At 61.5% G+C, this 22,257-nt stretch carries 23 protein-coding genes; 12 read left to right on the top strand and 11 right to left on the bottom strand.

Annotated elements, in window-relative coordinates; all coding sequences use genetic code 11:
* Positions 1 to 7 precede the first annotated feature (7 nt).
* From ACI512_RS24720 to ACI512_RS24700, 5 genes are read left to right on the top strand one after another with little or no spacing between them, the layout of a single operon-like run.
* Positions 8 to 973 (top strand): amino acid ABC transporter permease, encoded by a 966-nt coding sequence (locus ACI512_RS24720; protein ID WP_043205611.1) that lies wholly within the window; start codon positions 8 to 10, stop codon positions 971 to 973.
* Positions 966 to 1,739 (top strand): amino acid ABC transporter ATP-binding protein, encoded by a 774-nt coding sequence (locus ACI512_RS24715; protein WP_236382361.1) that lies wholly within the window; start codon positions 966 to 968, stop codon positions 1,737 to 1,739. Before ACI512_RS24720 ends, ACI512_RS24715 begins: the two co-directional genes overlap by 8 nt.
* An 18-nt stretch (positions 1,740 to 1,757) precedes the next feature.
* Positions 1,758 to 2,681, top strand: a complete 924-nt coding sequence (locus tag ACI512_RS24710; protein WP_015884858.1) for an ABC transporter substrate-binding protein — start codon at positions 1,758 to 1,760, stop codon at positions 2,679 to 2,681.
* Positions 2,682 to 2,693: 12 nt separating this feature from the next.
* Positions 2,694 to 4,277 (top strand): FAD-dependent oxidoreductase, encoded by a 1,584-nt coding sequence (locus ACI512_RS24705; protein WP_236382359.1) that lies wholly within the window; start codon positions 2,694 to 2,696, stop codon positions 4,275 to 4,277.
* 11 nt (positions 4,278 to 4,288) lie between these two features.
* Positions 4,289 to 4,723, top strand: a complete 435-nt coding sequence (locus ACI512_RS24700; RefSeq protein ID WP_236382357.1) for a RidA family protein — start codon at positions 4,289 to 4,291, stop codon at positions 4,721 to 4,723.
* Positions 4,724 to 4,783: 60 nt separating this feature from the next.
* Here the strand turns inward: ACI512_RS24700 and ACI512_RS24695 are convergent, their stop codons facing one another.
* Complete coding sequence (locus ACI512_RS24695) at positions 4,784 to 5,161, bottom strand: c-type cytochrome (protein WP_236382355.1); 378 nt, start codon at positions 5,159 to 5,161, stop codon at positions 4,784 to 4,786.
* Positions 5,162 to 5,478: 317 nt separating this feature from the next.
* On the opposite strand from ACI512_RS24695, the gene ACI512_RS24690 reads away from it, so the two are divergent.
* The 3 genes from ACI512_RS24690 (at position 5,479) to ACI512_RS24680 (ending at position 8,155) form a co-directional block, all read left to right on the top strand.
* On the top strand, positions 5,479 to 5,871 hold the full coding sequence (locus ACI512_RS24690) for a DUF4398 domain-containing protein (protein ID WP_102060032.1): 393 nt from the start codon (positions 5,479 to 5,481) through the stop codon (positions 5,869 to 5,871).
* Between the two features lie 10 nt (positions 5,872 to 5,881).
* The gene (locus ACI512_RS24685) at positions 5,882 to 6,655 is read left to right on the top strand and encodes an OmpA family protein (RefSeq protein WP_015884853.1); all 774 of its coding nucleotides are present in this window, start codon (positions 5,882 to 5,884) and stop codon (positions 6,653 to 6,655) included.
* A 165-nt stretch (positions 6,656 to 6,820) separates the two neighbouring features.
* A complete protein-coding gene (locus tag ACI512_RS24680; RefSeq protein WP_122811402.1) occupies positions 6,821 to 8,155 on the top strand; it encodes an LLM class flavin-dependent oxidoreductase in 1,335 nt (444 codons plus the stop codon).
* 4 nt (positions 8,156 to 8,159) lie between these two features.
* Here the strand turns inward: ACI512_RS24680 and ACI512_RS24675 are convergent, their stop codons facing one another.
* Entirely contained in the window at positions 8,160 to 8,666 is a 507-nt protein-coding gene (locus ACI512_RS24675; RefSeq protein ID WP_236382353.1) for a hypothetical protein, read from the bottom strand.
* Positions 8,663 to 9,577 carry a hypothetical protein gene (locus ACI512_RS24670; protein ID WP_064052921.1) on the bottom strand — a complete coding sequence of 305 codons (915 nt, stop codon included), beginning with the start codon at positions 9,575 to 9,577 and terminating at the stop codon, positions 8,663 to 8,665. Before ACI512_RS24670 ends, ACI512_RS24675 begins: the two co-directional genes overlap by 4 nt.
* A 115-nt stretch (positions 9,578 to 9,692) precedes the next feature.
* Here ACI512_RS24670 and ACI512_RS24665 point away from each other — a divergent pair, with 115 nt between their 5' ends.
* Positions 9,693 to 9,878, top strand: coding sequence for a hypothetical protein (locus ACI512_RS24665; protein WP_236382351.1), 186 nt, complete (start codon positions 9,693 to 9,695; stop codon positions 9,876 to 9,878).
* 9 nt (positions 9,879 to 9,887) lie between these two features.
* Here the strand turns inward: ACI512_RS24665 and ACI512_RS24660 are convergent, their stop codons facing one another.
* Both ACI512_RS24660 and ACI512_RS24655 read right to left on the bottom strand, forming a co-directional pair.
* On the bottom strand, positions 9,888 to 10,373 hold the full coding sequence (locus ACI512_RS24660) for a hypothetical protein (RefSeq protein WP_250948123.1): 486 nt from the start codon (positions 10,371 to 10,373) through the stop codon (positions 9,888 to 9,890).
* Positions 10,370 to 11,284, bottom strand: coding sequence for an NAD synthetase (locus ACI512_RS24655; protein WP_405121398.1), 915 nt, complete (start codon positions 11,282 to 11,284; stop codon positions 10,370 to 10,372). The genes ACI512_RS24660 and ACI512_RS24655 overlap by 4 nt, the downstream gene beginning before the upstream one ends.
* A gap of 187 nt (positions 11,285 to 11,471) precedes the next feature.
* Between ACI512_RS24655 and ACI512_RS24650 the strand changes: the two genes are divergently transcribed.
* The gene (locus ACI512_RS24650; protein ID WP_015884849.1) at positions 11,472 to 11,960 is read left to right on the top strand and encodes a type VI secretion system tube protein Hcp; all 489 of its coding nucleotides are present in this window, start codon (positions 11,472 to 11,474) and stop codon (positions 11,958 to 11,960) included.
* A 214-nt stretch (positions 11,961 to 12,174) separates the two neighbouring features.
* Here ACI512_RS24650 and ACI512_RS24645 read toward each other — a convergent pair whose 3' ends face one another.
* The 4 genes from ACI512_RS24645 to ACI512_RS24630 form a co-directional block, all read right to left on the bottom strand.
* Positions 12,175 to 13,638 carry an aldehyde dehydrogenase family protein gene (locus tag ACI512_RS24645; protein ID WP_064052922.1) on the bottom strand — a complete coding sequence of 488 codons (1,464 nt, stop codon included), beginning with the start codon at positions 13,636 to 13,638 and terminating at the stop codon, positions 12,175 to 12,177.
* Positions 13,639 to 14,194: 556 nt separating this feature from the next.
* Complete coding sequence (locus ACI512_RS24640) at positions 14,195 to 15,040, bottom strand: GNAT family N-acetyltransferase (RefSeq protein ID WP_236383527.1); 846 nt, start codon at positions 15,038 to 15,040, stop codon at positions 14,195 to 14,197.
* Positions 15,037 to 16,221, bottom strand: coding sequence for an FAD-binding oxidoreductase (locus tag ACI512_RS24635; protein WP_064052924.1), 1,185 nt, complete (start codon positions 16,219 to 16,221; stop codon positions 15,037 to 15,039). The genes ACI512_RS24640 and ACI512_RS24635 overlap by 4 nt, the downstream gene beginning before the upstream one ends.
* Positions 16,211 to 17,347: a DSD1 family PLP-dependent enzyme gene (locus ACI512_RS24630; RefSeq protein WP_236383528.1), complete on the bottom strand. Its 1,137-nt coding sequence runs from the start codon at positions 17,345 to 17,347 to the stop codon at positions 16,211 to 16,213. Before ACI512_RS24630 ends, ACI512_RS24635 begins: the two co-directional genes overlap by 11 nt.
* Before the next feature lie 95 nt (positions 17,348 to 17,442).
* Between ACI512_RS24630 and ACI512_RS24625 the strand changes: the two genes are divergently transcribed.
* Positions 17,443 to 18,327: a LysR family transcriptional regulator gene (locus tag ACI512_RS24625; protein WP_015884844.1), complete on the top strand. Its 885-nt coding sequence runs from the start codon at positions 17,443 to 17,445 to the stop codon at positions 18,325 to 18,327.
* A gap of 1 nt (position 18,328) precedes the next feature.
* On the opposite strand, the gene ACI512_RS24620 is transcribed toward ACI512_RS24625, so the two are convergent.
* Both ACI512_RS24620 and ACI512_RS24615 read right to left on the bottom strand, forming a co-directional pair.
* Positions 18,329 to 19,042, bottom strand: coding sequence for a cupin domain-containing protein (locus tag ACI512_RS24620; RefSeq protein ID WP_236383525.1), 714 nt, complete (start codon positions 19,040 to 19,042; stop codon positions 18,329 to 18,331).
* 23 nt (positions 19,043 to 19,065) lie between these two features.
* Positions 19,066 to 19,917, bottom strand: coding sequence for a GNAT family N-acetyltransferase (locus tag ACI512_RS24615; RefSeq protein WP_236383523.1), 852 nt, complete (start codon positions 19,915 to 19,917; stop codon positions 19,066 to 19,068).
* Positions 19,918 to 20,497: 580 nt separating this feature from the next.
* Between ACI512_RS24615 and ACI512_RS24610 the strand changes: the two genes are divergently transcribed.
* A protein-coding gene (locus ACI512_RS24610; RefSeq protein ID WP_183143922.1) for an IS3 family transposase occupies positions 20,498 to 22,050 on the top strand; the annotation gives its coding sequence in 2 pieces (ribosomal slippage) (positions 20,498 to 20,960 and positions 20,960 to 22,050; 1,554 coding nt in all).
* Positions 22,051 to 22,257 lie beyond the last annotated feature (207 nt).

The following is a 22,257-nucleotide window of genomic DNA, read 5'->3' as shown; positions in this document are numbered from 1 at the left end:
ATACACCATGCCCATCGTCGCCAAATCCTATGACCTGATTGACTCACCCAGCCCGGTGCGCCAGGCCCGTGTCTCCACGCCGATCAAGGCCCTGCAAGTGGTGCCCGCGCGGCATCCCTGGCGCTGGGCCGGGTCGATCTTCGCCGCGCTGGTGCTGCTCGCCATCGTGCATTCCCTGGCCACCAACCCGCGCTGGGAGTGGGGTGTGTTCGGCCAGTGGTTCTTCTCCCCATCGGTGCTGCGCGGCTTGGGGCAGACGTTGTTGCTGACCCTGCTGAGCACCGTGTTCAGCATCATCCTCGGCACCGCGCTGGCATTGGCGCGGCTGTCGGGCTCGCCGCTGCTGGCGGCGTTGGCCTGGGGCTATATCTGGTTCTTCCGCTCGATGCCGGCGCTGCTGGTGTTGATCATCCTCTACAACTTCGCCTACCTGTACGACCACATCGTGCTCGGCGTGCCGTTCACCGGCGTGGTGTTCGCCGAGTGGTCGACGGTGGATGTGCTCAGCCAGTTCACCGTGGCGGTGTTGGGCTTGAGCCTGATGCAGGCGGCGTACGCGGCGGAGATCATTCGTGGCGGCCTGATCGGTGTCGATGCCGGCCAGCATGAAGCGGCGGCGGCCCTGGGGTTGCCGGCCTCGAGACGCATCTTCCGGATCATCCTGCCCCAGGCGCTGCGTTCGATCCTGCCGTCGGGGTTCAACGAAATCATCGGCCTGGTCAAGGGCACGTCCATCGTCTACGTGCTGGCGCTGCCCGAGCTGTTCTACACCGTGCAGGTCATCTACAACCGCACCCAGGCGGTGATCCCGCTGCTGATCGTCGCCACCGTCTGGTACCTGATCATCACCACCGTGCTCACCAGCGCGCAGTACTACGTCGAGCGCCATTTTGCGCGTGGCACCGCACGGGTGCTGCCGCCCACGCCGCTGCAACGCCTACGCGGTTGGTTGAAGGAGAAAACCCATGGGTGAGGCACGCGCGGGGCGCATTCAGATCCAGGGCGTGGGCAAGCGCTTTGGCAACCAGCAAGTGCTCAAGGACATCGACCTGACCATCGATCCAGGCAAGGTCACGGTGATCCTCGGGCCGTCCGGCTCGGGCAAGTCCACCTTGCTGCGCACCATCAACCACCTGGAGAAGATCGACAGCGGGCATATCACCATCGACGGTGAATACGTCGGCTACCGCCGCAAGGGCGACCTTCTGTACGAGCTCAAGGAGCGCGAAATCCTCAAGCGCCGCATCGACGTGGGTTTCGTGTTCCAGAACTTCAACCTGTTCCCGCACCTCACCGCCTGGGAAAACGTCGCCGAAGCACCGCTGGCCCACAAGCGCTGGAGCAAGGCCGACGGCCAGGCCAAGGCGCAAGAACTGCTGGCCAAGGTTGGCCTGGCGGACAAGGTCGATGCCTACCCGCGCCAGCTCTCCGGCGGCCAGCAACAGCGCGTTGCGATTGCCCGCGCCCTGGCGCTGGACCCGAAAGTGCTGCTGTTCGACGAGCCCACCTCGGCCCTCGACCCCGAACTGGTGGGCGAAGTCCTCGACGTGATCAAGGGCCTGACCCAACTGGGTGTGACCCTGGTGATTGTCACCCACGAGATCGGCTTTGCCCGCGAAGTGGCCGACCACGTGGTGTTCCTCTGCGACGGCCAGTTGATCGAAGAAGGCCCGCCTGAACAGATTTTCCGCCAACCCCGACATCCCCGCACCGTGGCCTTTCTCGGCAAGGTGCTTTAGTTAACGGAGTGACTGCCCATGTTTACCTCTACTGCTCGTATCGCGCTGTTGGCGATCGCCGTCGGCACCGCGCAAGCCGCGCTCGCCGTGCAACAGGTCGACCTCAGCCCCGACCGCCCGCGCATCCATGTGCCGCGTAACGAGGCGGCCATCGCGCAGATCCCGCCAGGCTTCAAGTTCGCCCAGCCGGGCAAGTTCACCGTGGCCGTGTCCGGCGTGGCGGGGCCACCGCTGGCGCTGCTGGCCAGCGACGACAAGACCACCATCGGCAGCGAGGCCGACACCGCGCAGCTGGTCGCCGACAGCCTCGGCCTGCAACTCAACGTGGTGCAGACCAGCTGGGAGGACTGGCCCCTGGGCGTCAGTTCGGGCAAGTACGACGCGGTGATCAGCAACGTCACCGTGACCGAGGCGCGTAAGAAGCGGTTTGACTTCGCCACCTACCGCCAGGATGTGCTCGGTTTTTATGTGAAGAGCACCAGCAAGATCAGCGAGATCAAGGAAGCGGCGGACATCGCCGGTCTGAAGATTATCGTGGGGTCCGGCACCAACCAGGAAAAAGTCCTGCTGGCGTGGAACGAGGCGAATGAAAAGGCCGGCCTCAAACCCGCGCTGCTGCAGTATTTCGACGACCAGGCCGCCGCGCAATTGGCGGTGCAGTCCGGTCGCAGCGATGCCCTGTTCGGTCCCAATTCGGTGTACGCCTATTCCGCCGCGATCACCGGCGGCATCAAGCGTGTCGGCACCGTCAACGGCGGCTGGCCGTTGCAGGCGGACATCGCCGTCACCACGCGCAAGGACAACGGCCTGGTCAAGCCGATCCACACCGCCCTGGAAGGCGCGATTGCCGGCGGCCAATACGAACAGGTGCTGCAACGCTGGGGCCTCGACGTAGAGCGTGTCGACAAATCGCTGATCAACCCACCGGGGCTGCCGGATTAAGGAGACATCGACATGGGACTGACACGACGTGAAGCGCTGTCGAGCATCGCTGCGGTGGGCGGCGAGCAGGCCGCCAAGGATGCGCTGGCGGCATTGGGCCTGGGGCCGTCGTCACACCGTCGCCCGCAACCGCTGAAACTCAAGAGCGGCCTGGGGCAGGGCACTCGCGTGCTGGTACTGGGGGCCGGAATCGCGGGGCTGGTGACGGCGCTGGAACTGACCCGCGCCGGGTTCGACGTGCACGTGCTGGAGGCCCGTGAGCGGGTGGGCGGCCGCACCTGGACGATCCGCAACGGCGACCGCGTGGACTACAAGGACGGCCGCACGCAAACCGCCGCATTCGACCCCGGGCATTACTTCAATGCCGGGCCTGCACGGATTCCCAGCCAACACCGTACGATCCTCGACTATTGCAGTGAGTTGGGTGTGCCGCTGGAAGTGCTGGTCAACAGCAGCCATGGCGCCCAGGTGCGGCCGGATGTGCAAAAGCCGGCGTTCACCGTCGGCCAGGCGATCAACGATGCGCGGGGGCATGTGTCCGGCTTGCTGGCCAAAGCCGTGCAGCGCGATGCCCTCGACGATCTGTTGAGCGCTGAAGAACGCACGCGATTGTTGGCGTTTTTGCAGGTGTATGGCGACCTGTCACACGCGCTGGCGTTCGAGGGCACGCTTCGTTCGGGGCACCTGGAATCGCCTGCGTATCCCGGTGCCTTACCCGCCAACCGCGGTCCGCTGGCGCTCGACCAATTGCTGCACCCGGAACTGTGGGGCGCGCTGCTGCACACCGAATTCCCGGAGTTCTCCGCCACCATGTTCCAACCGGTGGGGGGCATGGACCGCATCACCGATGCCTTCTACCAGCGCGTCAGGGGCCACGTGCAACTGGGCGCCCAGGTGCGGCAGATCCGCCAGCTGGAAGACGGCGTGGCGGTGACTTACCACGACACGCTCAGCGGTCGCGAACAGGTGGTCCGCGCCGATTACCTGATCTCGACGTTGCCGCTACCGCTGCTGGCCAAGCTCGACACCGATTTCAGCGAGCCGATCAAGGCCGCCTTGCTCAGCACCCGCAGCGATCAGGCGACCAAAGTCGCGTGGCAGTCGCCGCGCTTCTGGGAAACCGACTATCGCACCTACGGTGGCCTGTCGTGGATCGAACACCCGGCACGCCTGCTGTGGTACCCGAGCAACGACCTCAACACCCGCGAAGGCTTGCTGGTGGCGGGCTACGTGACCGGGGAGGGCGCCGACGTGTTTGGCGCGCAGCCGTTCGACAAGCAGTACGCCACCTCCAAGGAGGCCGTGGAACTGTTGCATCCGGGCTATTCAAAACACCTGCGCCACCCGCTGGCGGTGTCCTGGGAACAGATTCCCTACAGCGAAGGCCCGTGGCTGCAACGTGAACACTTCCCGGCCGACGCCAGCGCCTTGCTCGAAGCCGGGCATGGCCGGGTGTATTTCGCCGGCGACGGCCTGGTGCAAAGCGGCGTCGGTATCTGGCAGGAATCGGCGGCCAACTCGGCGCGCCATGTGGTCGGGCAACTGGCCGAACGGGTCACCCAACAAACACACCTTGCGGCACTTGCCGCCTCGTAAGGAGCTTCATCATGAGCGACAGCATCCAACGCACCCGTGTCGGCGACTTCCCTATCTCGCAGACCGTCACCGTACCGGCTTCAGCCAGCCTGATCTTTGTCAGCGGCACCTTGCCTGACGTGCACGACGCGACCGCCCCGGCAGGCACGTCGGCGGCCTATGGCAATACCGAAGTGCAGACGGTCTCGGTCTTCAACAAGCTGCGCACGATCCTGCGCCAGCAAGACCTGGACCTGGGCGATATCGTGCAGTTGCGGGTGTTCCTGGTGGGCGCCGAAGAGACGGGCGGCAAGCTGGATTTCGCGGGCTTGCAGGCGGGCTACACCCAGTTCTTTGGCACGCCTGCGCAGCCGAATAAACCGGCGCGCACCGCGTTGCAAGTGGTGGCATTGCCATTGCCCGGTGCGTTGGTTGAAGTGGAGGCGATCGCTGCCAGAACAGTGTGATGCGCACGGGGGAGGTGCAGGCGAGCGGTTGACGGGCTCAGTCGACCGCTCAACTCAACATCACCGACTTTTTGCAATCACACTGCTCATGTACTGATGTAAATCGCGAAAGTCGTTAACGCTCCACGCGTGCGGTGCCAGCTTTACACCATTCTCTCGCAACGTTCTTGGAATCAAGTCTCCATTGGGGCGCAGTATTACCGAAGACACAATGACGCCTGGGTAATCATGCAGGCGTTGTTTGAACGTAGCCGTTGTCAGGTCGGGTGTAGGCGGGGTGCTTTTGTTGGCCAGGGGCCCCGTTCCTTTGATATCGGCGCCGTGGCATAGCGCGCAGCGCTGTGAGTAGAGCGTTTTCCCGTTGACGTTATCCGCGAAGCAGAGTGATGTTTGAGTCAGCGATACAATGCCCAGTGTCGCGATGACTGATATTTTCATTGTTATACGTCCTTGTCATAACGGCTTTGTTTCATCTCAACCGTTTGATTTTGCTGAGTAAATTACTATCTGGCTGATGTTAAAGCCGCCATTCTCCTGCGGGATATCCTTGCACGCAAGGGCGCCCGCTCTCCCTGTGCGTTGCCTAAGGTTACGCATTTTTTTCGAGAAAACTCCTACATGATGGTGGGATTTTTCATTCTTTATGCTCGTCTTTTTCCTCCTAGGATGTGGCGCGATCGCTTGAACGCAAGCGAGACGGCGAGGGCTGTTTCTACCCGTCCCGTAGCCATCAGTAAATGCTTAGGAGTCAACACATGAAAATGACCAACGTGAGCAAACGCCTGTGCCGCTCGGCCTTGGTTGTGATCGTCACAGGTGCATTGGCAGGTTGTGCCGCGACGCCGCTGCCTGCGACAAAAATCTCCATGGCCCGTGATTCGGTTGGGCGCGCCTTGTCGGCGCAGGCCACCCAATTCGCACCGCTGGAGATGAAAACAGCCCAGGACAAGCTGGCGCGCATGGAGCAAGCCATCGGCGAGAAAAATTATCTCCAGGTCGACGCGTTGGCCGAGCAGATCGAAGCCGATGCCAGCCTGGCCGAAGCCAAGGCCAATGCCGTGCGTAAACAACAGGTCTTGATGCAGGCGCGAGAGGGCATCCAGGTGCTCAAGCAGGAAATGCTCAACGCCCCCGCGACTACCCACTGAGGATCCTTCCATGCGTGCCACTTTAGTCATTCCTGTTCTTTCGGCCCTGGGCCTGGCGTTGGCCGGCTGCGCCACCCCGCCGGAAAACCCGCAACTGCTGCAAGCGCGCAGCCAATTCTCCAGCCTGCAGCAAAAGCCTGAGTCCAACACCCTGGCGGCGGTTGAAACGCGCATTGCTTCCAATGCTGTGGACCGTGCCAACCAACTCTCCCTGCACAACCGTACCGACCCACAGATCGACCAGCTCGCGTACTTGGCGACGCAGAAAATCGCGCTGGCCGAGCAGACCATCGTCAGTCGCAAAACCGACGCCCAGCTCGATAACATTGCGGTGGACCGCACCCAGGTACAGCTCGACGTGCGCACCGCGCAGCTCAAGGCATTACAGGCGATGAAAGCCCGGCCGACCGAGCGCGGCCAGGTCGTCACCTTTGGCGACGTGCTGTTCGACACCGGCAGGGCCGAGCTGAAACCGGGCAGCCAACGCGACTTCCAGGGGCTGGCAACCTTCCTGTTGCAGAACCCGGAGCGTCAGGTACGTGTGGAGGGCTTCACCGACAGCACCGGTGGCGATGCTTTCAACCAGAGCTTGTCCGAGCGACGTGCGCAAGCGGTCGCCCGGGGCCTGCAACAGCTCGGCGTGGGTCCTCAGCGCATGGCGGTGATGGGGTACGGCAAGCAGTTTCCGGTCGCCGATAATGTGAGTGCGCAGTCGCGCCAATTGAATCGCCGGGTGGAAGTGATTGTGTCCAACGACGGTTCAGCGGTCAGCGCCCGGCGCTAAGCCGTGCCAGTGATTGTTATGCGAGTTATGCAGGTATGGATTTTTTTAGATCAATATTTTTAATAATTAGCATAGATCTATAAAGCCTTTCACAAGCCCCGCCCACGGGCATTAAGGTCATCCTCCACAGGCCAGCACCGCTGCCATCCACGGAGGAATACCTTGATGCCCACCTTGCCTCGCCAACTCAAATTCGGCGCCATTCTCACCGGCGTCGGCACCGCACAAAACGAATGGCTGCACCCGCAAATCCCAGGTGATGCCAGTGTGGATATCGACTGGTACCGCGCCCAGGCACAACAGGCGGAAGCGGCCAAGTTCGACCTGGTGTTCATCGTCGACAGCCCCTACATCACACCGGACTCCGCGCCGCACTTTCTCAACCGCCTGGAACCGTTGACGCTGCTCTCGGCCATCGCCGGCGCCACGTCGAACATCGGCCTGGTGGCGACCCTCACCACGTCCTATACCGAACCTTTCAACGTGGCGCGGCAGTTCGCGTCCCTGGACCATATCAGCGGTGGCCGCGCAGGTTGGAACGTGGTCACCACCGGCCTGGAAGGCGCGGCCGGCAACTTCGGCCGTGAGCAGCATATCGACCACACCGAACGCTATCGCCGGGCGGCCGAACACCTGGAGGTGGTGCAGGGGCTGTGGGACTCCTACGAAGACGATGCCTTTGTGCGTGACAAGCAAAACAAGGTGTTCCTCGACCCGCAACGCCAGCATCGCCTCGATCACCACGGTGAGTTTTTCTCTGTCACCGGGCCGCTGAACATCGCGCGTTCGGCCCAGGGCCAACCGGTGATTTTCCAGGCGGGGATTTCTGAATCCGGGCGTGGCCTGGCCGCCAACTATGCCGAGGGGATTTTTGCCGGTGTGGGCAATTTCGAAGACGCCCAGGCTTATTACAGCGACATCAAAAAACGCACCGCCGCCGCCGGGCGCAACCCCGATCATGTGACCATCCTGCCCGGCATTTCGCCGATCATTGCCGACACCGATGAGCAAGCCCAGGCCATCGACCGCGAGCGTAACGGCGAGCTGGACCTGAACAAGGCGCTGGTGCAATTGGGGCGGCCGTTCAACTACCACGACTTCAGCCAATACCCCCTGGACGAACCGTTCCCGGACCTGGGCGACCTGGGCAGCAACGGTTATCGCGGGCATGCCGAAAACATCAAGCAAGTTGCCCGTGACCAAGGGCTCACCTTACGTCAGGCGGCCTTGCGTTTTGCCAAACCGTTTTCCAGCTTCGTCGGCTCGCCTAAGACCGTGGCGGACGAGATTGAGCGCTGGTTTGTCGAGGGCGCGGTGGACGGGTTCAACATCCACGTGGGCGCGCCGGAGGACTTCGCGCGGTTTACTGATCAAGTGTTGCCGCTGTTGCGTGCGCGAGGGTTGTTTCGCAGTGAGTACAGCCACAGCACGCTGCGCGGGCATTTGGGGTTGCCGGTGCCGGTGAATCGGCATACTGCGGCGCGGGCGGCAGCGGCGTAACGGGTCACCACCACTTCCAGCGACCTTGTTTTTTCAGGGTCGCGATGATGGCTTGGCGCTTGTGGCGGATGTCGACTGATTTTTGCCGAAGTTCGCGGCAGCGGTTGCAGTTGAGGATCAACAACCCGATCAATGGGCCGAGGATGGCCATCGAGTAGAGATACAGGTCGGGGCGGTAGGCGATTGTGGGAAGCGCTATCAGCAGGCAGATCAGGTATATCGCGACGTTCAGCCAGACCCAGTAGGTGCGGCCGTACAACACTTCGTATTTGGCAAGGGCAAACACTGCGCCAAGTCCTGCGGCGCCGAAAAGAGCGGTTTTGGCAGCAAAACCTACGGGGTACGTTGAGAGATAAGTGAGCATTGTCAGCGTTGCCGTCAATCCTAATGAGGTACATGCGATAAGCATGTCTGCCCCGATTACAGGCATGTACCGCTTCAGAAGCTTCCAGGGATCTTCAATAAACACAGTTGAGTAGTATTGGTTCTTTATCTCCTCCTGCCCACTCACTGGCTGACCTCCTCGTAGATGCCTATCGCAATCGTGCTGATGTTTCCGTTAGTTGCACTGCTGGTGACGCTCAACGATGCAGCCAATACGTCGATTATGTGGGTAGCCGTCGCACGCTGCATATTCGTAGCGCTGATACGCTTGGGGGCTCTGCCCATAGCTTTCTCCAACTTGAGCAGTTTGGACGTCAACCTCGGGTCTCGAATTCTAAGCATCTCGTCATTCAGTTTTGCCCTCTCTTGCCGCGTCAGGCCCTTGAGCACTAAACGAAGGGGTTTTCCGGTTACTCGTGTGGTTGTACTGACTGCTTTCACTGTGACCAACATAGAAGTGGCAACGCCCAGTAAAGAAATGCCGTCCAACACTGCCGTCGCGTCCTGATACCAGGATTCACTATCTAAATAGTCATTGACCTGCGGGAACACCGCTTCTGATCCGGTTCGGATAACGCCAGCCATACACTGAACGGAACCCGCCACCGCTGCGGCCTTACCAATGAACGAAATCAACGCACTCGTACCTGCCGTAAACGGCATCAGCACAACCCCACTTGTAACCACCAGCCAACTCAGCAGCGCCCCCGCACACGTCACCGCCGTATTCACCGCCTCCGCCACTAACCTCGACTCCCGAGGCTCATGCTCCAGCATCCGCTTGAACTCCACCGGCCCCACGTGCCGTGGCGCTTCACGCAGCACGACCTTGATCGGCTGTACGCTGCAGATCGCCTGGAACTCACGCAGCACCACCACATTGAACACCTCATCGATATACACCACCCCCGCGCCAATCAGCGCCGGGTCGCTGTCAATCACGGAAAACAATCGACGCAGGTCAATGCTGCCTTCAATGCGTTGGCGTGTGGTGCGGTGAGCCGAGGGGAATCCATCTTTAAGCAGCGAGGCCGTCATTCCTTAACTCCTGGGTATTCGCGGAGTCGAGAGGGTAAAGACGCAGCGAAGCAAATTAATGTCAGACGTTTCGCCTTTTCGAGACGGGCCCTTCCCGATCTTGCTTGACCATCTTGTGAGCACCACCCCGATGCTCGTCGGCTCGCCCAAGAACGTGGCGGACGAGATTGAGCGGCGGTTTATCGAGGGCGCGGTGGATGGGTTCAATATCCACGTGGATACCCTGGAGGACTTTTCGCGGTTTACTGATCAGGTGTTGCCGCTGTTGCGGGCGCGAAGGTTGAGCCGTTCAAGGCGGTAGGGTAGGGGCTTACCACCGCTTCCAGCGACCTTGTTTTTTCAGGGTCGCGATAACGCCATTGCGTTTATGCCTGATTTCCAGCATCTCTCGGCGCATTTCCCGCTGTCGGTTGCTGTTCAGGCACAGCAACCCGGTTAACGGGCTCAGTAAGGCAAAGGTAAATAGAAGGTGATCGGGGCTGTAGATGATTGTCGGAACTACAAGCAGCGAATAGATCATAAACACGCCAACCTGAAGCCACACCCACCGGGGATAACCGTGAAGGACCAGGCTCTGTGCGATGCCGAATACGACACACGCTGTGCCACCTGCGATGAAGAAAGCATCATCGGCAAGCTCATCGGAGGCGTCAGCGAAATAGGTGAGGTTCATTAGAGTGCCGGCGGTTGCAATCGAAAAGCACAAGGCTAAGACCCCGCCAAACAACCCCAGTTTGTGACGAGTCCAAAGTGGGCCAGGATCTACGATGTAAAAGGGCTCTCGATGGTTTTTCATTCGCTGAACTCTTCATAGATTCCGATGGCCAGCGTTTTCGTGTTTCCGGACATGGCACTGCCGGTGAGACCCAGCGCTGCCGCAAAAGCATCATTGCGATGGGTGGTGGTGATGGGTTTTATCTGTGCTGCGGGAATGCGTTTGGGGGCATTGCCTGCGGCTTGCTTGAGCTTGAGGAGCTTCGGTGTCAGTCGCGGGTCCTGGATTCTCAGCAGCTCATCCGTCAATTTTGCTCGTTCCTGCCTGCTCAACCCGCGGAGTACCGCTCTAAGTGATTTGCCTGTTGCCCGCTTAGATAGATTGATAACTTTCACTGTCGTTACGGCAGAAGTGGCGACCCCAAGTAAGGAAACAGCATCTAGAGCCACCATCATCCCTTCGTACCAGGCATTACTGTCCAGGCGGTCATTTCTTTGCGGGTCCCACACTTCGTTCACCGTTCGATAGGCCCCCGCTGCGCACTGGAACAAACCCGCTACTGTTACGGCCGTACCAATGAATGAGATGACAACGCTTGCGCCAGCAGTAAAAGGCATCAAGGCAATCCCGGTGTAAATAACATGCCAACTCAGCAGCGCCCCCGCACACGTCACCGCCGTATTCACCGCCTCCGCCACTAACCTCGACTCCCGAGGCTCATGCTCCAGCATCCGCTTGAACTCCACCGGCCCCACGTACCGTGGCGCTTCACGCAGCACGACCTTGATCGGCTGTACGCTGCAGATCGCCTGGAATTCACGCAGCACCACCACATTGAACACCTCATCGATATACACAACCCCCGCGCCAATCAGCGCCGGGTCGCTGTCAATCACGGAAAACAATCGACGCAGGTCAATGCTGCCTTCAATGCGTTGGCGTGTGGTGCGGTGAGCCGAGGGGAATCCATCTTTAAGCAGCGAGGCCGTCATTCCTTAACTCCTGGGTATTCGCGGAGTTGAGAGGTTAAAGACGCAGCGAAGCAAATTAATGTCAGACGTTTCGCCTTTTGGAGACGGGCCCTTCCCGATCTTGCTTGACCACCTTGTGAGTACCGCCCCGATTCAGGAACAGTGCGCCCCGCGTCACTCACGGCGCAGCACAGGACAGGGAGCCAACATGGCAGTCGATATGTTTTTGAAACTGGGCGATATCAAGGGTGAATCACGGGACCAGGCTCACCGTGACGAGATCGATATAACCGAGTGGGCCTGGGGGCTGTCGCAGACGGGATCGATGCACTCCGGTACGGGCGGCGGGGCAGGCAAGGCCGATTTCGCCAACCTGAACCTGACCAAACCGCTGGATAAATCCAGCCCCAACCTGATGATGGCCTGCGCCAGTGGCAAGCATTACCCAGAAGCAAGACTGGTGGTGCGCAAAGCGGGAGGCACCAGCCCGGTGGAGTACCTGGTGATCACCTTGAAGGAAGTCATGGTGGTGTCTTACGGCACCGGTGCCGACAGTAAAGATGACCTGCTCTACGACCGTATCGCCTTGAATTTCGCCAGCGTCGACATCAGCTACCAGCCGCAGAAAGCCGATGGCGCCAAAGACGGCGGGCCGGTGAAATTCGGCTGGAACATCCGGCAAAACATCAAAGCGTAATACCTTGGAAGGCCATAGGCACCGAGTGGTGGGGCGTGCGTTTGGTTACTTTTGGCGCTTTCCAAAAGTGACCCGCCGTAAGGGCGGTACCCATAGCCGCCGTTACCTAAACAATGGATATGTACTCAATCAGATCCAACATCCTGTAAATCACATAGCAGCAGTTGATACCCGTCACGAGGGCCCCACAAGAAATCATGTAGCTCCCCAGAACTCACTCACCAAACCCAATAATCGCCTTAGTCTCCAAATACTCCTCAAACCCCTGTACCCCATACTCCCGCCCATTCCCTGAACGCTTGTAACCCCCAAACGGCGCCATCGGGTTCCAAGCCGGATGGTTCAAGTGCACCTGTCCTGCCCGTATACGCGAAGCCACCGCCCGCGCAAGCTCCAAGTCCTGCCCCTGAACGTGAGCACCCAACCCATACACCGTGTCATTGGCAATCGCTACCGCCTCATCCACCGAGTCATACGCAATAATGCACAACACCGGTCCAAATATTTCCTCCTGGGCAATGCGCATCCCACTCTGCACCTCAGAGAACACCGTCGGCCGGGTATAGAAACCCTTATCAAAACCCGCCACCCGCCCAGGCCCACCGCACACCAGTTTTGCCCCCTCGTCGAGGCCGGCAGCGATCATGGCTTGGACGCGATTGAACTGGGCCTCGTTGGCAATCGGACCCAGCACCGTGTCTTCCGACTGCGGGTCGCCCACGACGATTGCCTCCACGGTGGCCGCCGCCAGCGCCTCGACTTCGGCCAAGCGGTGTTTCGGCACAATCATCCGGGTCGGTGCGCTGCAGGATTGCCCGACATTGCGAAACGCCGACATCACGCCCAACGGCACGGCCTTGGCGAAATCCGCATCGGGCAACAGGATATTCGGCGACTTGCCGCCCAACTCCTGGGTCACGCGTTTCACCGTCGGCGCCGCGGCTTGTGCAACCAGCGCGCCGGCGCGGTTGGAACCGGTGATTGAAATCATGTCGATATCGGAGTGCGCCGCCATGGCTGCACCGACCTCGGCACCGCTGCCGTTGACCAGGTTGAAGACCCCAGGCGGCAGGCCCGCGTCGTGCACCAGTTGGGCAAACAACAGGGCGCTCAGCGGCGACAGTTCGCTGGGTTTCAACACCACGGTGCAGCCGGCGGCGATGGCCGGGGCGACTTTTGCGGTGATTTGGTACAGCGGCCAGTTCCACGGCGTGATCAGGCCGCAGACGCCGATGGCTTCGCGCTCGATCGCGGTGCCGCCTTCAACGGTCTGGAATGGGTAGCTGGACAGCAGGTCACGTGCGACCCGAACGTGTTCAGCCGCCAACGGCACCTGCATCGCCCGGGCGAAACTGATCGCCGCGCCCATTTCCAGGGACAGCGCCTGGGCCAACTGCTCTTTGCGCTCAAGGATGAGCGCGTGGATGTTCCCAATCACCTGCGCGCGCACGGCGGCCGGGGTCGCAGACCAACCCGCAAACGCCGCGCGTGCTGCTGCGACGGCGCGGTCCACATCCGCGGCCGAGCCACGCGCCACCTGGGCGACTACCGTCTCATCGGCCGGATTGACCACCGGTAAACTGGCCGGGATGACGGGCGAAACCCACTGGCCGTCGATGTAAAACCGCTGGGATGTGTGCGGATCGATGCTGTTGCTATGCGAAGAGTGTGTGGTCATCCAACGAGCTCCCTGGAGCGGTAATGGCGCTGCGAACAGCACGGCCCTGTCTTCCCGATAAACTAGCAAAACGGCCCCACCCAAAGATGCCGTTATTCAAGCCTGCAAGGGATAATCTGCTGAATCCGACATCCCCGCAGCCCACTAGATTCTTTGTAGTGAGCGGGCTTGCCCCGCGCTGGGGTGCGAAGCGCCCCTGAAACCATGCGCCTCCGTTTTTGCCTGGAGGAATGCATTGGCCCGTATTGGGGCCGCTTCGCAGCCCAGCGCGGGGCAAGCCCGCTCACTACAAATCCTCTCACGCAGGTTGTGCTTGCTAGCCGACTGCATGCGTTACCAGGGCAAACTGCTGGACGCCGTCGCGCGATTGCGGGGGCTGCTTCGCCCTAGATTCTCTGTAGTGAGCGGGCTTGCCCCGCGCTGGGGTGCGAAGCGCCCCTGAAACCATGCGCCTCCGTTTTGCCTGGAGGAATGCATTGGCCGTATTGGGGCTGCTTCGCAGCCCAGCGCGGGGCAAGCCCGCTCACTACATATCCTCTGCCGCAGATTGTGCTTGCTAGCCGATTGCTTGCGTTACCAGGGCAAACTGCTGGACGCCGTCGCGCGATTGCGGGGGCACGCCCAGCACCATGCGTGGCGCTCTGTCCACGCACGGCAGCCCCAGGCTTTCCAGCCAGCCGGCCAAGCCGCAATCGGCCAGAATGTCGAAGCGCACGAAGGCTCCGGGAATCAGCCGCAGCAGGTGGGTGATCAACTGTCGGGCCTGGTCCGGGTTCTGCGCGACCACCGGGCCGATGATATGCCCGCGACCAAATCGACGCAGCAGGGCGCAACCCTGCAGTTGCCCTTGCACCTCGAGGCCGGCCACGTGTTCGGCCGTGGGCAGCAAATCATTGAGCACCCCGGTGCGGTCCAGGCCACTGCCTGCATTGGCGAGTTCAATCACCTGCGGGTAATCGGCCAGGCTCAGCGCGCGGCATTGCGTGTGCTCGACCAAGGGCTGTGGCGCTGGCGTCTGCGGCACGCCTTGATGTTGCTGGATGCGCGCGAAATCGACGAAGCCCATGCTTGCGTAAAGCGGTGCGCCGGATTCGGTGGCGTTGAGGATCGGCGTGCGCGGCGCCGCAGCCTCCAGGCACAGCTGCATCAGCCGGCGTCCGATGCCTTTGCCTTGGTGCGCATCGTTGACGATTACTAGGCCGATGGAGGAGTAAGCACCCTGGTGACAGGCGAATGCCACGCCCACCAGATGGCCGTCATGCTCGGCGACGAAGCCTTCGGAGGTGCGCTGCACCATGGCCCAATCTTCCTCGCGGTGAGGCCACTTCAGGTGTACGGACAGCGCATGGGCGGCGGGCATGTCGGCGGCGGTGGCCGAGCGATAAACATAGGCGTGGCTCATATCAGTTTTCCTGTGGTGGGCGCGCTCGCGGGCACCGTCGAAGGTTGGGTAAACCGCCGGATATCAAAGGGGCTGATCAGGGTGCTGGTGCTGCCGGTGCTGATCAGTTCGGCCATTACGTCCCCCACGCCAGGGCCGAGCTGGAAGCCGTGGCCGCAGAAACCAAAGGCATAAAACAGCCCGTCCACGGCGCCACTTGGGCCCATCACCGGCAGGGAGTCCGGGGTGTAGCTTTCGATGCCACTCCACACGCGGATGATGTTCAGCTTTTCGGCGCCGGGCAGCAGTCGGCGCATCTGGCGCATCTGGTTGAGCAGGCTCTCGGGCTTGAAATAGGCGCGTCGATTGGTCATGTCCGGGGTGCAGCGGTTGCCGCCGCCAATGATGATGTTGCCGCGCGGGATCTGCCGGAAGTAGATCACCTCTTCCTTGATTTTGGTAAACACGCCGATCACGGTCGGCAAGGCATAGGGCACCGGTTCGGTGACTGACATCTGCGGGCCGTTGGGCTCCAGCGGTACCGGTTCACCGAAGCGCTCGGACAACCTCGCCGCCCAGGCACCGGCGGTAATCAACAGTTGCTCGGCAACGAACAATTGCCCATCGGTGGTGGTGACGTGGAACAGGCCGTTGACCTTTTCCACGTCGGCGACTTCGGTTCTTTCCTCGATGCGCGCACCGAGACGCCGTGCCGCGCGGGCAAACGCCGGGGCTGCCAGGCGCGGGTTGGCGTGACCATCATGAGGCGCGTAGGAGCCACCTTTTACGTCCGGTCCCAGAAAGCCGAAGCGTTTGTGCAACTCGGCGCCGCGATAGATTTGCAGGTCCAGCTGCGCCGCTTCCGGCGCGGCGGCGTAGGCCTCCAGTTCGGCAATTTCATCTTCGCGGTAACACACACGCATATGCCCGCTGGGGATGAATTCAAGGTCGTCGTCGATCAGTTCCGGCAGGCGTTTCCACAGCGCCCACGAACGATTCGCCAGCTCCAGCTGCCCCAGGTAGCGTCCCTGGCGGCGCACGTTGCCGAAGTTGACGCCGCTGGCGTACTGGCCGATCTGGTCACGTTCCAGCAGCGTGACCGAACAACCGCGCCGCCGCAGGAAAAACGCGGACGACGCCCCCATGATGCCGCCGCCGATGATCAGCACATCGCTTTTTGATCCTGCTTGATTACCAGCCATGGAGGCGGCTCCAGGTGTGCACGCCACCGTCGGCGTCCAGGGCGTGATAGTCCGGGAACTGCGCGCCGGTGGCACAGGCATGGTTGGGCAGGATGCGCAGCCGACTGCCGATGGGGAAGCGTTCGGTAATGTCATCACCGTCGACGGTGTGCAGGGTAATGATGCCGTGTTCCTGGTTGGCGCCGGTGACGCGCGCGCCTTCGAGCCAGACGCCGGCTTCGCTGCACACTTGGCCATAGCCAAAGTCCTGACGCTGACGCTGGGTACCGCGGTCCCGGCTCATCGCCATCCAGCCGGCGTCGGTGATGACCCAGCCTTTCTCCGGTTGATGGCCGATCACGCTGGTCAGCACGCTCAGCGCCAGCTCGTCCGGCTGGCACACGCCGATGTTGTGCATGACCAGGTCGAAGAACACATAGACACCGGCGCGCACTTCGGTGACGCCGTCCAGGTTCAGCGCCGACAGGGCCGTGGGGGTGGAACCGATGCTGACGTCGGGGCATGCCAGCCCGGTCGCGCGGATTCTTTGCGCGGCGCGCACGCACAGCGCACGCTCCTGTTCGGCCAGCACTTGCAGGGCTTCAGGCGTGTCGAGTTCGTAACTGGAGCCGGCGTGGGTCATCACGCCACGCAGTTGCATGCCGCCGTCGCTGAGGATTCGCGCCACGTCCAGCAGGGCCTCGTCTTCAGCGGCCAGGCCGGAGCGGTGGCCATCGCAGTCGATTTCAATCCAGACATCGAGGCGCTCGTCGTGTTGCTGTGCGAACGCGACGATGGCTTGGGCACCGGCGCCGCTGTCGGTGAGCAGGCTCAGGTTGCAGCCTTGGCGCCGCAGGGCCAGGGCTTGGGGCAGTTTGCCCGGCGCGACGGCCACGGCATAAAACACATCGAGGATGCCTTGGCTGAAGCAATGCTGCGCCTCCTTGAGGGTCGACACCGTGACACCGCTGGCGCCCGCAGCGAGCTGCGCCTGGATCACCGGCAGGCATTTACTGGTCTTGATATGCGGGCGTAAACGCACGCCGAGGCTATTCATACGTTGCTGCATGCGCTGGATATTGTGCTGCATCCGCGGGATATCGATCAGTGCGGCGGGGGTGTCGAGGGCGGCAATCGGCGTGGGCATGGCAGGGCTCGAATGGCGGGGTTCAGGTTGCACTCTACTCAGGCATCCTTAAGGTATGGTTCAATCAAAGCTAATCAATCATTAAGTAAAATTGAATGATCTCCATCGAAGACCTGCGCCTGGCCGCCACACTTGCACGCTGCGAGTCGCTGAGTGCTGCCGCCAGAGTCCTGAATGTGTCGCCGCCGGCGCTGTCCATGCGTCTGCGTAAGTTGGAGACGCTGCTGGGGCTGACCTTGGCCAACCGCGATGCGCGGCGCCTGAGCTTGACCGCCGACGGCGAACGTTTTTCCCGCGAAAGTGCGCTGCTGCTGGAGCAGTTGGAAGCGCTGCCGGAGTCATTCAGGCAAAAGGACGAAACACTGGTGGGCACACTGAGGCTGGCCGCGCCGTTTGGCTATGGCCGCCAGCGCATCGCGCCGCTGTTGGCACGGTTTGCCAGAGTGCATCCGCAGCTTTGCCTGCACCTGGATCTGCGCGAGACCCCTTGGCCGGACCGGCATGACAGCGATGCGGTGATCCACATCGGCCATCTCAACGACAGCCTGTGGACCGGTCGGCAACTCACGCCGAACGAGCGCTGGTTATGCGCGAGCCCGGCCTACCTGCAAGCGCACGGCGTGCCGTCCTCCCCGGACCAACTCGCCGAGCATCGCTGCATCTGCATTCGAGAAAACGATGAGGATGTGACGCTGTGGCACCTGCGCAAGGGGCAGGGCCGCAAGACGTTGCGCGTGGAGCCTGCGTTGCTGAGTAACGACGGCAGCGTTGCCCGGCGCTGGGCCGAGCAAGGCTTGGGGTTGGTGCTGCGTTCGCAGTGGGATGTGAGTGACGCCATCGCCAGCGGCAGCCTGGTACGTGTGTTGGCGGACTGGAGCTTTGACAGCGCACCGATCGTCCTGCTGGTGCCGTCACGCAAACTGCGCAGCCCGCGCGTCCAAGCTTTGGTGGCGTTCCTGGAAGAGGCGCTGAAAGCCTGATTTATTTCACCGCGTAGACCTTGCGCACATACACCGTGCTGTTCCAGGCACACGGCGCGCCTTTGGCCACAAACACGCTGTCACCGGTGTTGACCGTCACCTCGGCACCGCTGTCATCCTGCAGGGTGACGCGGCCTTCGAGCAGGTGCATCAACTCATGCAGTTTGTGCGGGCGGCCGTGGCGGGCGTAGGGCGTGGAGTCCCAGATGCCGATACGCAGCTCGGTGACCGCATCGTCGAACAGGTTGAATGCACGGCACTGCGGCGTGGGACCGATCAGGATCTGCGCTTCCGGCGCGGCCGAGGGGTTAAGCAGGGTACGCGGGTCGAGCAGGGTCAGGCCGGGGCGGGCGGGGGCGTCGGCCTGATCGTAGGCGCAGAACGCCCACTGGCTGCCTGCGCTCGCCTGCACGGTGAGGCGTGTGCCACGACCGATCACGGCGCTGGCGCCGATGCCCAGTTCCAGCGTTTGCTCGGCACTGCTGAGCACCACACGGCCTGCGTGCACCACCAGTGTTTCGCTGTGGGGAAAGTCTTCGATCACGGTGTCACCGCTGAACCCTACAAGGCCTGCGGACACACCATCGTCGCCCCGCCAGGCGAGTTGACGGGTGTCGCCGAACGGGTCCAACGCGCTCAAGGCGCCCGTGTTGAAGGACGTGGCAACGCGGCTGCCGTCGGCACGCGCCAACAGCAGGATACGGGGAGATGACATGGGGAGTGCTCCGGGAGGAAAAGTCAGCCGATCGCCTGGGTGATCAGGGCAAAGGGGTGTAGGCCTTGGCTGGCCTGGGGCGGTGTGCCTCGGGCCATCTGCGCGACGGTGTCGACGTTCTTCAGGCCCGCCTGTTCGAGCCAGTCACTGAGGCCGCAGGCGACGGGGATGTCGATGCGCACAAAGGCGTCCGGCACCTGGGCCAGCAATGTGCCGATCAGGTGCTTGGCCTGCTCGATGTGCTCGGCCACCACCGGGCCGATGCACCGCCCACGCCCAAACGGTCGCAGCAGGGCGAAGCCGCGTAGCTGCCCATCGCGCTCGATGCCCACGGCGTGCTCCACCTGCAGGTCGCGTAAAACGTCGCGGCGGTCCAGGCCGCTGGCGGCTTTGGCGAGTGTCAGCAGGGCGGTGTGATCATCGGTGTGCAGGGCGCGGCAGGTTTCGCCGTTGGCCAGCGGCGGCAGGGCAGGCACCTGCACCTGGCCCTGATGCTGCTGCACCCGTCCGAATTCGACAAAGCCCTGGCTGGCGTACAACGGCGCACCGGCGAGGGTCGCGTTGAGGACCGGGGTGCGTGAGCCGCAGGCGGCGAGGGCTTTTTCCATCAGGCGTCGGCCGATGCCCTGGCCCTGGTAGTCATCACTGACGATCACCAGGCCGATGGTGGCGTAATCGCCTTGGGGGCAGGTGAAGGCGCTGCCGATCAGCCGCTCGCCGTCCGTCACCACGAAGCCGTCGCTGACCCGGTGCAACATGGCCCAGTCTTCCAGGCGGTGGGGCCATTTGAGTTGTACCGACAGGGCGTGGGCGGCCGGGAGGTCGTCTGTGGTCATAGGGCGGTAGGTATAAGCGGGGTGTGGCAGGGCGGACATGGCATGCCTCCATAGAACGTGGTTTTTTGCGGCGTCAGGGTGCTTGTATCCCACCTGGGTTGGGGGCTGGCAAGGGGGGTGGGGATATTCGGTAGATTCCTTGGGCTGTGGGTTGTGGGGCCACAGGTACTACTTAATTTTTGTGGGGCGGCGGTAGTAAATGCTATGAGGGGGGTGAGTGTAGATCCGTTATTTGGGTCGCGGCTGGTATGGGTTCCGCTCTTACAGCGGGTCACTTTTGAAAGGAGCCCAAAAGTAACCAAAAGGCTCTTGCCCCAACACTCGGCACCTCGCTTAGGCTCGGTGTGCCCGTAATCCGACAGGTATTTGGGGGGCCGCCGCCACGCGCCATCCATGGCGCGTGGCGGCTAAACCGGCATCCCTGCCGGTTTACCCCCCAAATCCCTGTCGAATTCCGGCCAGCGTGTTTAACGGGGCGCCTAAGATCAAAAGCAAAAGCACAGCGGCCTGACAGCCGGCTTGAGTGGTGTAGAGCAAAGGCAAACGCGCCCCCGGTGTCAGGGTAGTTGTCGTGTCCTCCGCTTTTTAAAAGTATTCCGGGGGCGGCAAGAGTAAGGTCATGCCTTTCTATTCAGAAGAACGCAAAGCTGCACTGTTGAAAATGATGCTTCCGCCGCTGAGCCTTTCAGCGTCGGAGGTCGCGCGCCGTGAAGGTTGTAGCGACATGTCTCTTCATTATTGGCGTAAGCAAGCTGCTGCCAGAGGTTCTCAGTTGTCCGAAAACAAGCAGTCGCCTGAAAGTTGGTCTGCCGAATCCAAGCTCATGGCAGTCATCGAATCATCAGCTTTGTCGGAGCTGGAGCTGAGTGAGTATTGCCGTCGCAACGGTATTTTCCCTGCGCAAATTGACGGCTGGCGCAAAGCTTTCATTGCCAACAGCACTAATCACTCAGCGCTGAAAAAAGGAATCGCTGGTGAGACCAAGGAGGATAAGAACCGGATTCGGGAGCTGGAGCGTGAGCTGCGCCGAAAGGATGCAGCGCTGGCTGAAACAGTCGCATTGCTGGTGCTGCGAAAAAAGCTCAATGCCTACTGGGGGAACGACGACGAGGACAATTGACCTTGTTGCCAGAACGGCATCTTCTCGTCGACTGGCTCACCGAAGCCATCACGGCGGGCGCCCGCAGGGCGCCTGCGTGTCTAGAAGTCGGTATTTCGCTACGCACGCTACAACGCTGGATCCTGCCCGAAGCGTTGTTGGCAGATGGGCGCACCACGACGGTGAGGCCAGTGCCGAATAATGCTCTGAGTGATGTTGAGCGCCAAGCCATCCTGGCCTTGTGCAACAGCAAGGCCTACGCACATCTGCCACCGAGCCAGATCGTGCCACGACTAGCTGACGAAGGACGTTACATGGCATCGGAGGCAACCTTTTACCGAGTGCTGCATGCGGCAGATCAGCAGCATCATCGTTCCCGCGCCAAACGCCCGCATCGCCATGAAGCACCCACCACCTACGCGGCGACAGCCGCCAATCAGGTGTGGTCTTGGGATATCACGTACCTGCCGTCGCCGGTTCGAGGGAAGTTTTACTACCTGTATTTGATCGAGGATATCTACAGCCGAAAGGCTGTGGGCTGGGAAGTTTACGAAGCAGAAAACGGTGAAAAAGCCGCTGTCCTATTGCAACGAAGTGTCACTAGAGAGAAGTGCTGGCGTCAGCCGCTGGTGCTTCATTCGGACAATGGCGCACCTATGAAATCGGTGACGTTACTGACCAAGATGTACGACCTGGGTATCACGCCATCGAGAGGAAGACCCCGGGTAAGCAACGATAATCCTTACTCGGAGTCGCTGTTTAGAACGCTGAAGTACTGCCCGCAGTGGCCGCAGGATGGATTTGGCAGCCTGGATGACGCGCGTATCTGGGTCAGGAATTTTATGGCCTGGTACAACACCGAGCATCGTCATAGCCGAATCCGCTTCGTGACACCCGCCCAGCGCCACGAGGGAAAAGACCGGGAAATCCTGGCCCGGAGGGCGGCAATCTATGGGCAAGCGAGAGAAAAAAGGCCTGAAAGGTGGTCAGGCGAGACACGCAACTGGGACCCTATCGGGACGGTGCACCTCAACCCCGAAAGGGAGCTGACAGTTGTCGTGAAGGTCGCCTAGCAAGACGGGAGACACGACAACTACCTTGAAAAACGCCGCACTCAGGTCGGCTACCAGGCCGCCGTGCTCTTGCTTTTGATCTTGATCTGGGGCGCCCCGTCAAACACGCTGGCCGAACGCAGGCTTGAATCCGTGGCGGCGGCCCACGGATTCAAGCCGGAGTGAGGGCACACCGAGCCTAGGCGAGGTGCCGAGTGTTGGGGCGAA

It is taken from the genome of Pseudomonas petroselini (genome assembly GCF_045037875.1).
Lineage (GTDB): Bacteria > Pseudomonadota > Gammaproteobacteria > Pseudomonadales > Pseudomonadaceae > Aquipseudomonas > Aquipseudomonas petroselini.
This window is presented reverse-complemented; position numbering and strand designations above follow the sequence as displayed.

What these genes read in the sequence shown, in the direction of transcription:
- ACI512_RS24720 (WP_043205611.1), top strand. Translation starts at nt 8, where the DNA reads ATGCCCATCGTCGCCAAATCCTATGACCTGATTGACTCACCCAGCCCG.
- ACI512_RS24715 (WP_236382361.1), top strand. Translation starts at nt 966, where the DNA reads ATGGGTGAGGCACGCGCGGGGCGCATTCAGATCCAGGGCGTGGGCAAG.
- ACI512_RS24710 (WP_015884858.1), top strand. Translation starts at nt 1,758, where the DNA reads ATGTTTACCTCTACTGCTCGTATCGCGCTGTTGGCGATCGCCGTCGGC.
- ACI512_RS24705 (WP_236382359.1), top strand. Translation starts at nt 2,694, where the DNA reads ATGGGACTGACACGACGTGAAGCGCTGTCGAGCATCGCTGCGGTGGGC.
- ACI512_RS24700 (WP_236382357.1), top strand. Translation starts at nt 4,289, where the DNA reads ATGAGCGACAGCATCCAACGCACCCGTGTCGGCGACTTCCCTATCTCG.
- ACI512_RS24695 (WP_236382355.1), bottom strand. Translation starts at nt 5,161, where the DNA reads ATGAAAATATCAGTCATCGCGACACTGGGCATTGTATCGCTGACTCAA.
- ACI512_RS24690 (WP_102060032.1), top strand. Translation starts at nt 5,479, where the DNA reads ATGAAAATGACCAACGTGAGCAAACGCCTGTGCCGCTCGGCCTTGGTT.
- ACI512_RS24685 (WP_015884853.1), top strand. Translation starts at nt 5,882, where the DNA reads ATGCGTGCCACTTTAGTCATTCCTGTTCTTTCGGCCCTGGGCCTGGCG.
- ACI512_RS24680 (WP_122811402.1), top strand. Translation starts at nt 6,821, where the DNA reads ATGCCCACCTTGCCTCGCCAACTCAAATTCGGCGCCATTCTCACCGGC.
- ACI512_RS24670 (WP_064052921.1), bottom strand. Translation starts at nt 9,577, where the DNA reads ATGACGGCCTCGCTGCTTAAAGATGGATTCCCCTCGGCTCACCGCACC.
- ACI512_RS24660 (WP_250948123.1), bottom strand. Translation starts at nt 10,373, where the DNA reads ATGAAAAACCATCGAGAGCCCTTTTACATCGTAGATCCTGGCCCACTT.
- ACI512_RS24655 (WP_405121398.1), bottom strand. Translation starts at nt 11,284, where the DNA reads ATGACGGCCTCGCTGCTTAAAGATGGATTCCCCTCGGCTCACCGCACC.
- ACI512_RS24650 (WP_015884849.1), top strand. Translation starts at nt 11,472, where the DNA reads ATGGCAGTCGATATGTTTTTGAAACTGGGCGATATCAAGGGTGAATCA.
- ACI512_RS24645 (WP_064052922.1), bottom strand. Translation starts at nt 13,638, where the DNA reads ATGACCACACACTCTTCGCATAGCAACAGCATCGATCCGCACACATCC.
- ACI512_RS24640 (WP_236383527.1), bottom strand. Translation starts at nt 15,040, where the DNA reads ATGAGCCACGCCTATGTTTATCGCTCGGCCACCGCCGCCGACATGCCC.
- ACI512_RS24635 (WP_064052924.1), bottom strand. Translation starts at nt 16,221, where the DNA reads ATGGCTGGTAATCAAGCAGGATCAAAAAGCGATGTGCTGATCATCGGC.
- ACI512_RS24630 (WP_236383528.1), bottom strand. Translation starts at nt 17,347, where the DNA reads ATGCCCACGCCGATTGCCGCCCTCGACACCCCCGCCGCACTGATCGAT.
- ACI512_RS24625 (WP_015884844.1), top strand. Translation starts at nt 17,443, where the DNA reads ATGATCTCCATCGAAGACCTGCGCCTGGCCGCCACACTTGCACGCTGC.
- ACI512_RS24620 (WP_236383525.1), bottom strand. Translation starts at nt 19,042, where the DNA reads ATGTCATCTCCCCGTATCCTGCTGTTGGCGCGTGCCGACGGCAGCCGC.
- ACI512_RS24615 (WP_236383523.1), bottom strand. Translation starts at nt 19,917, where the DNA reads ATGTCCGCCCTGCCACACCCCGCTTATACCTACCGCCCTATGACCACA.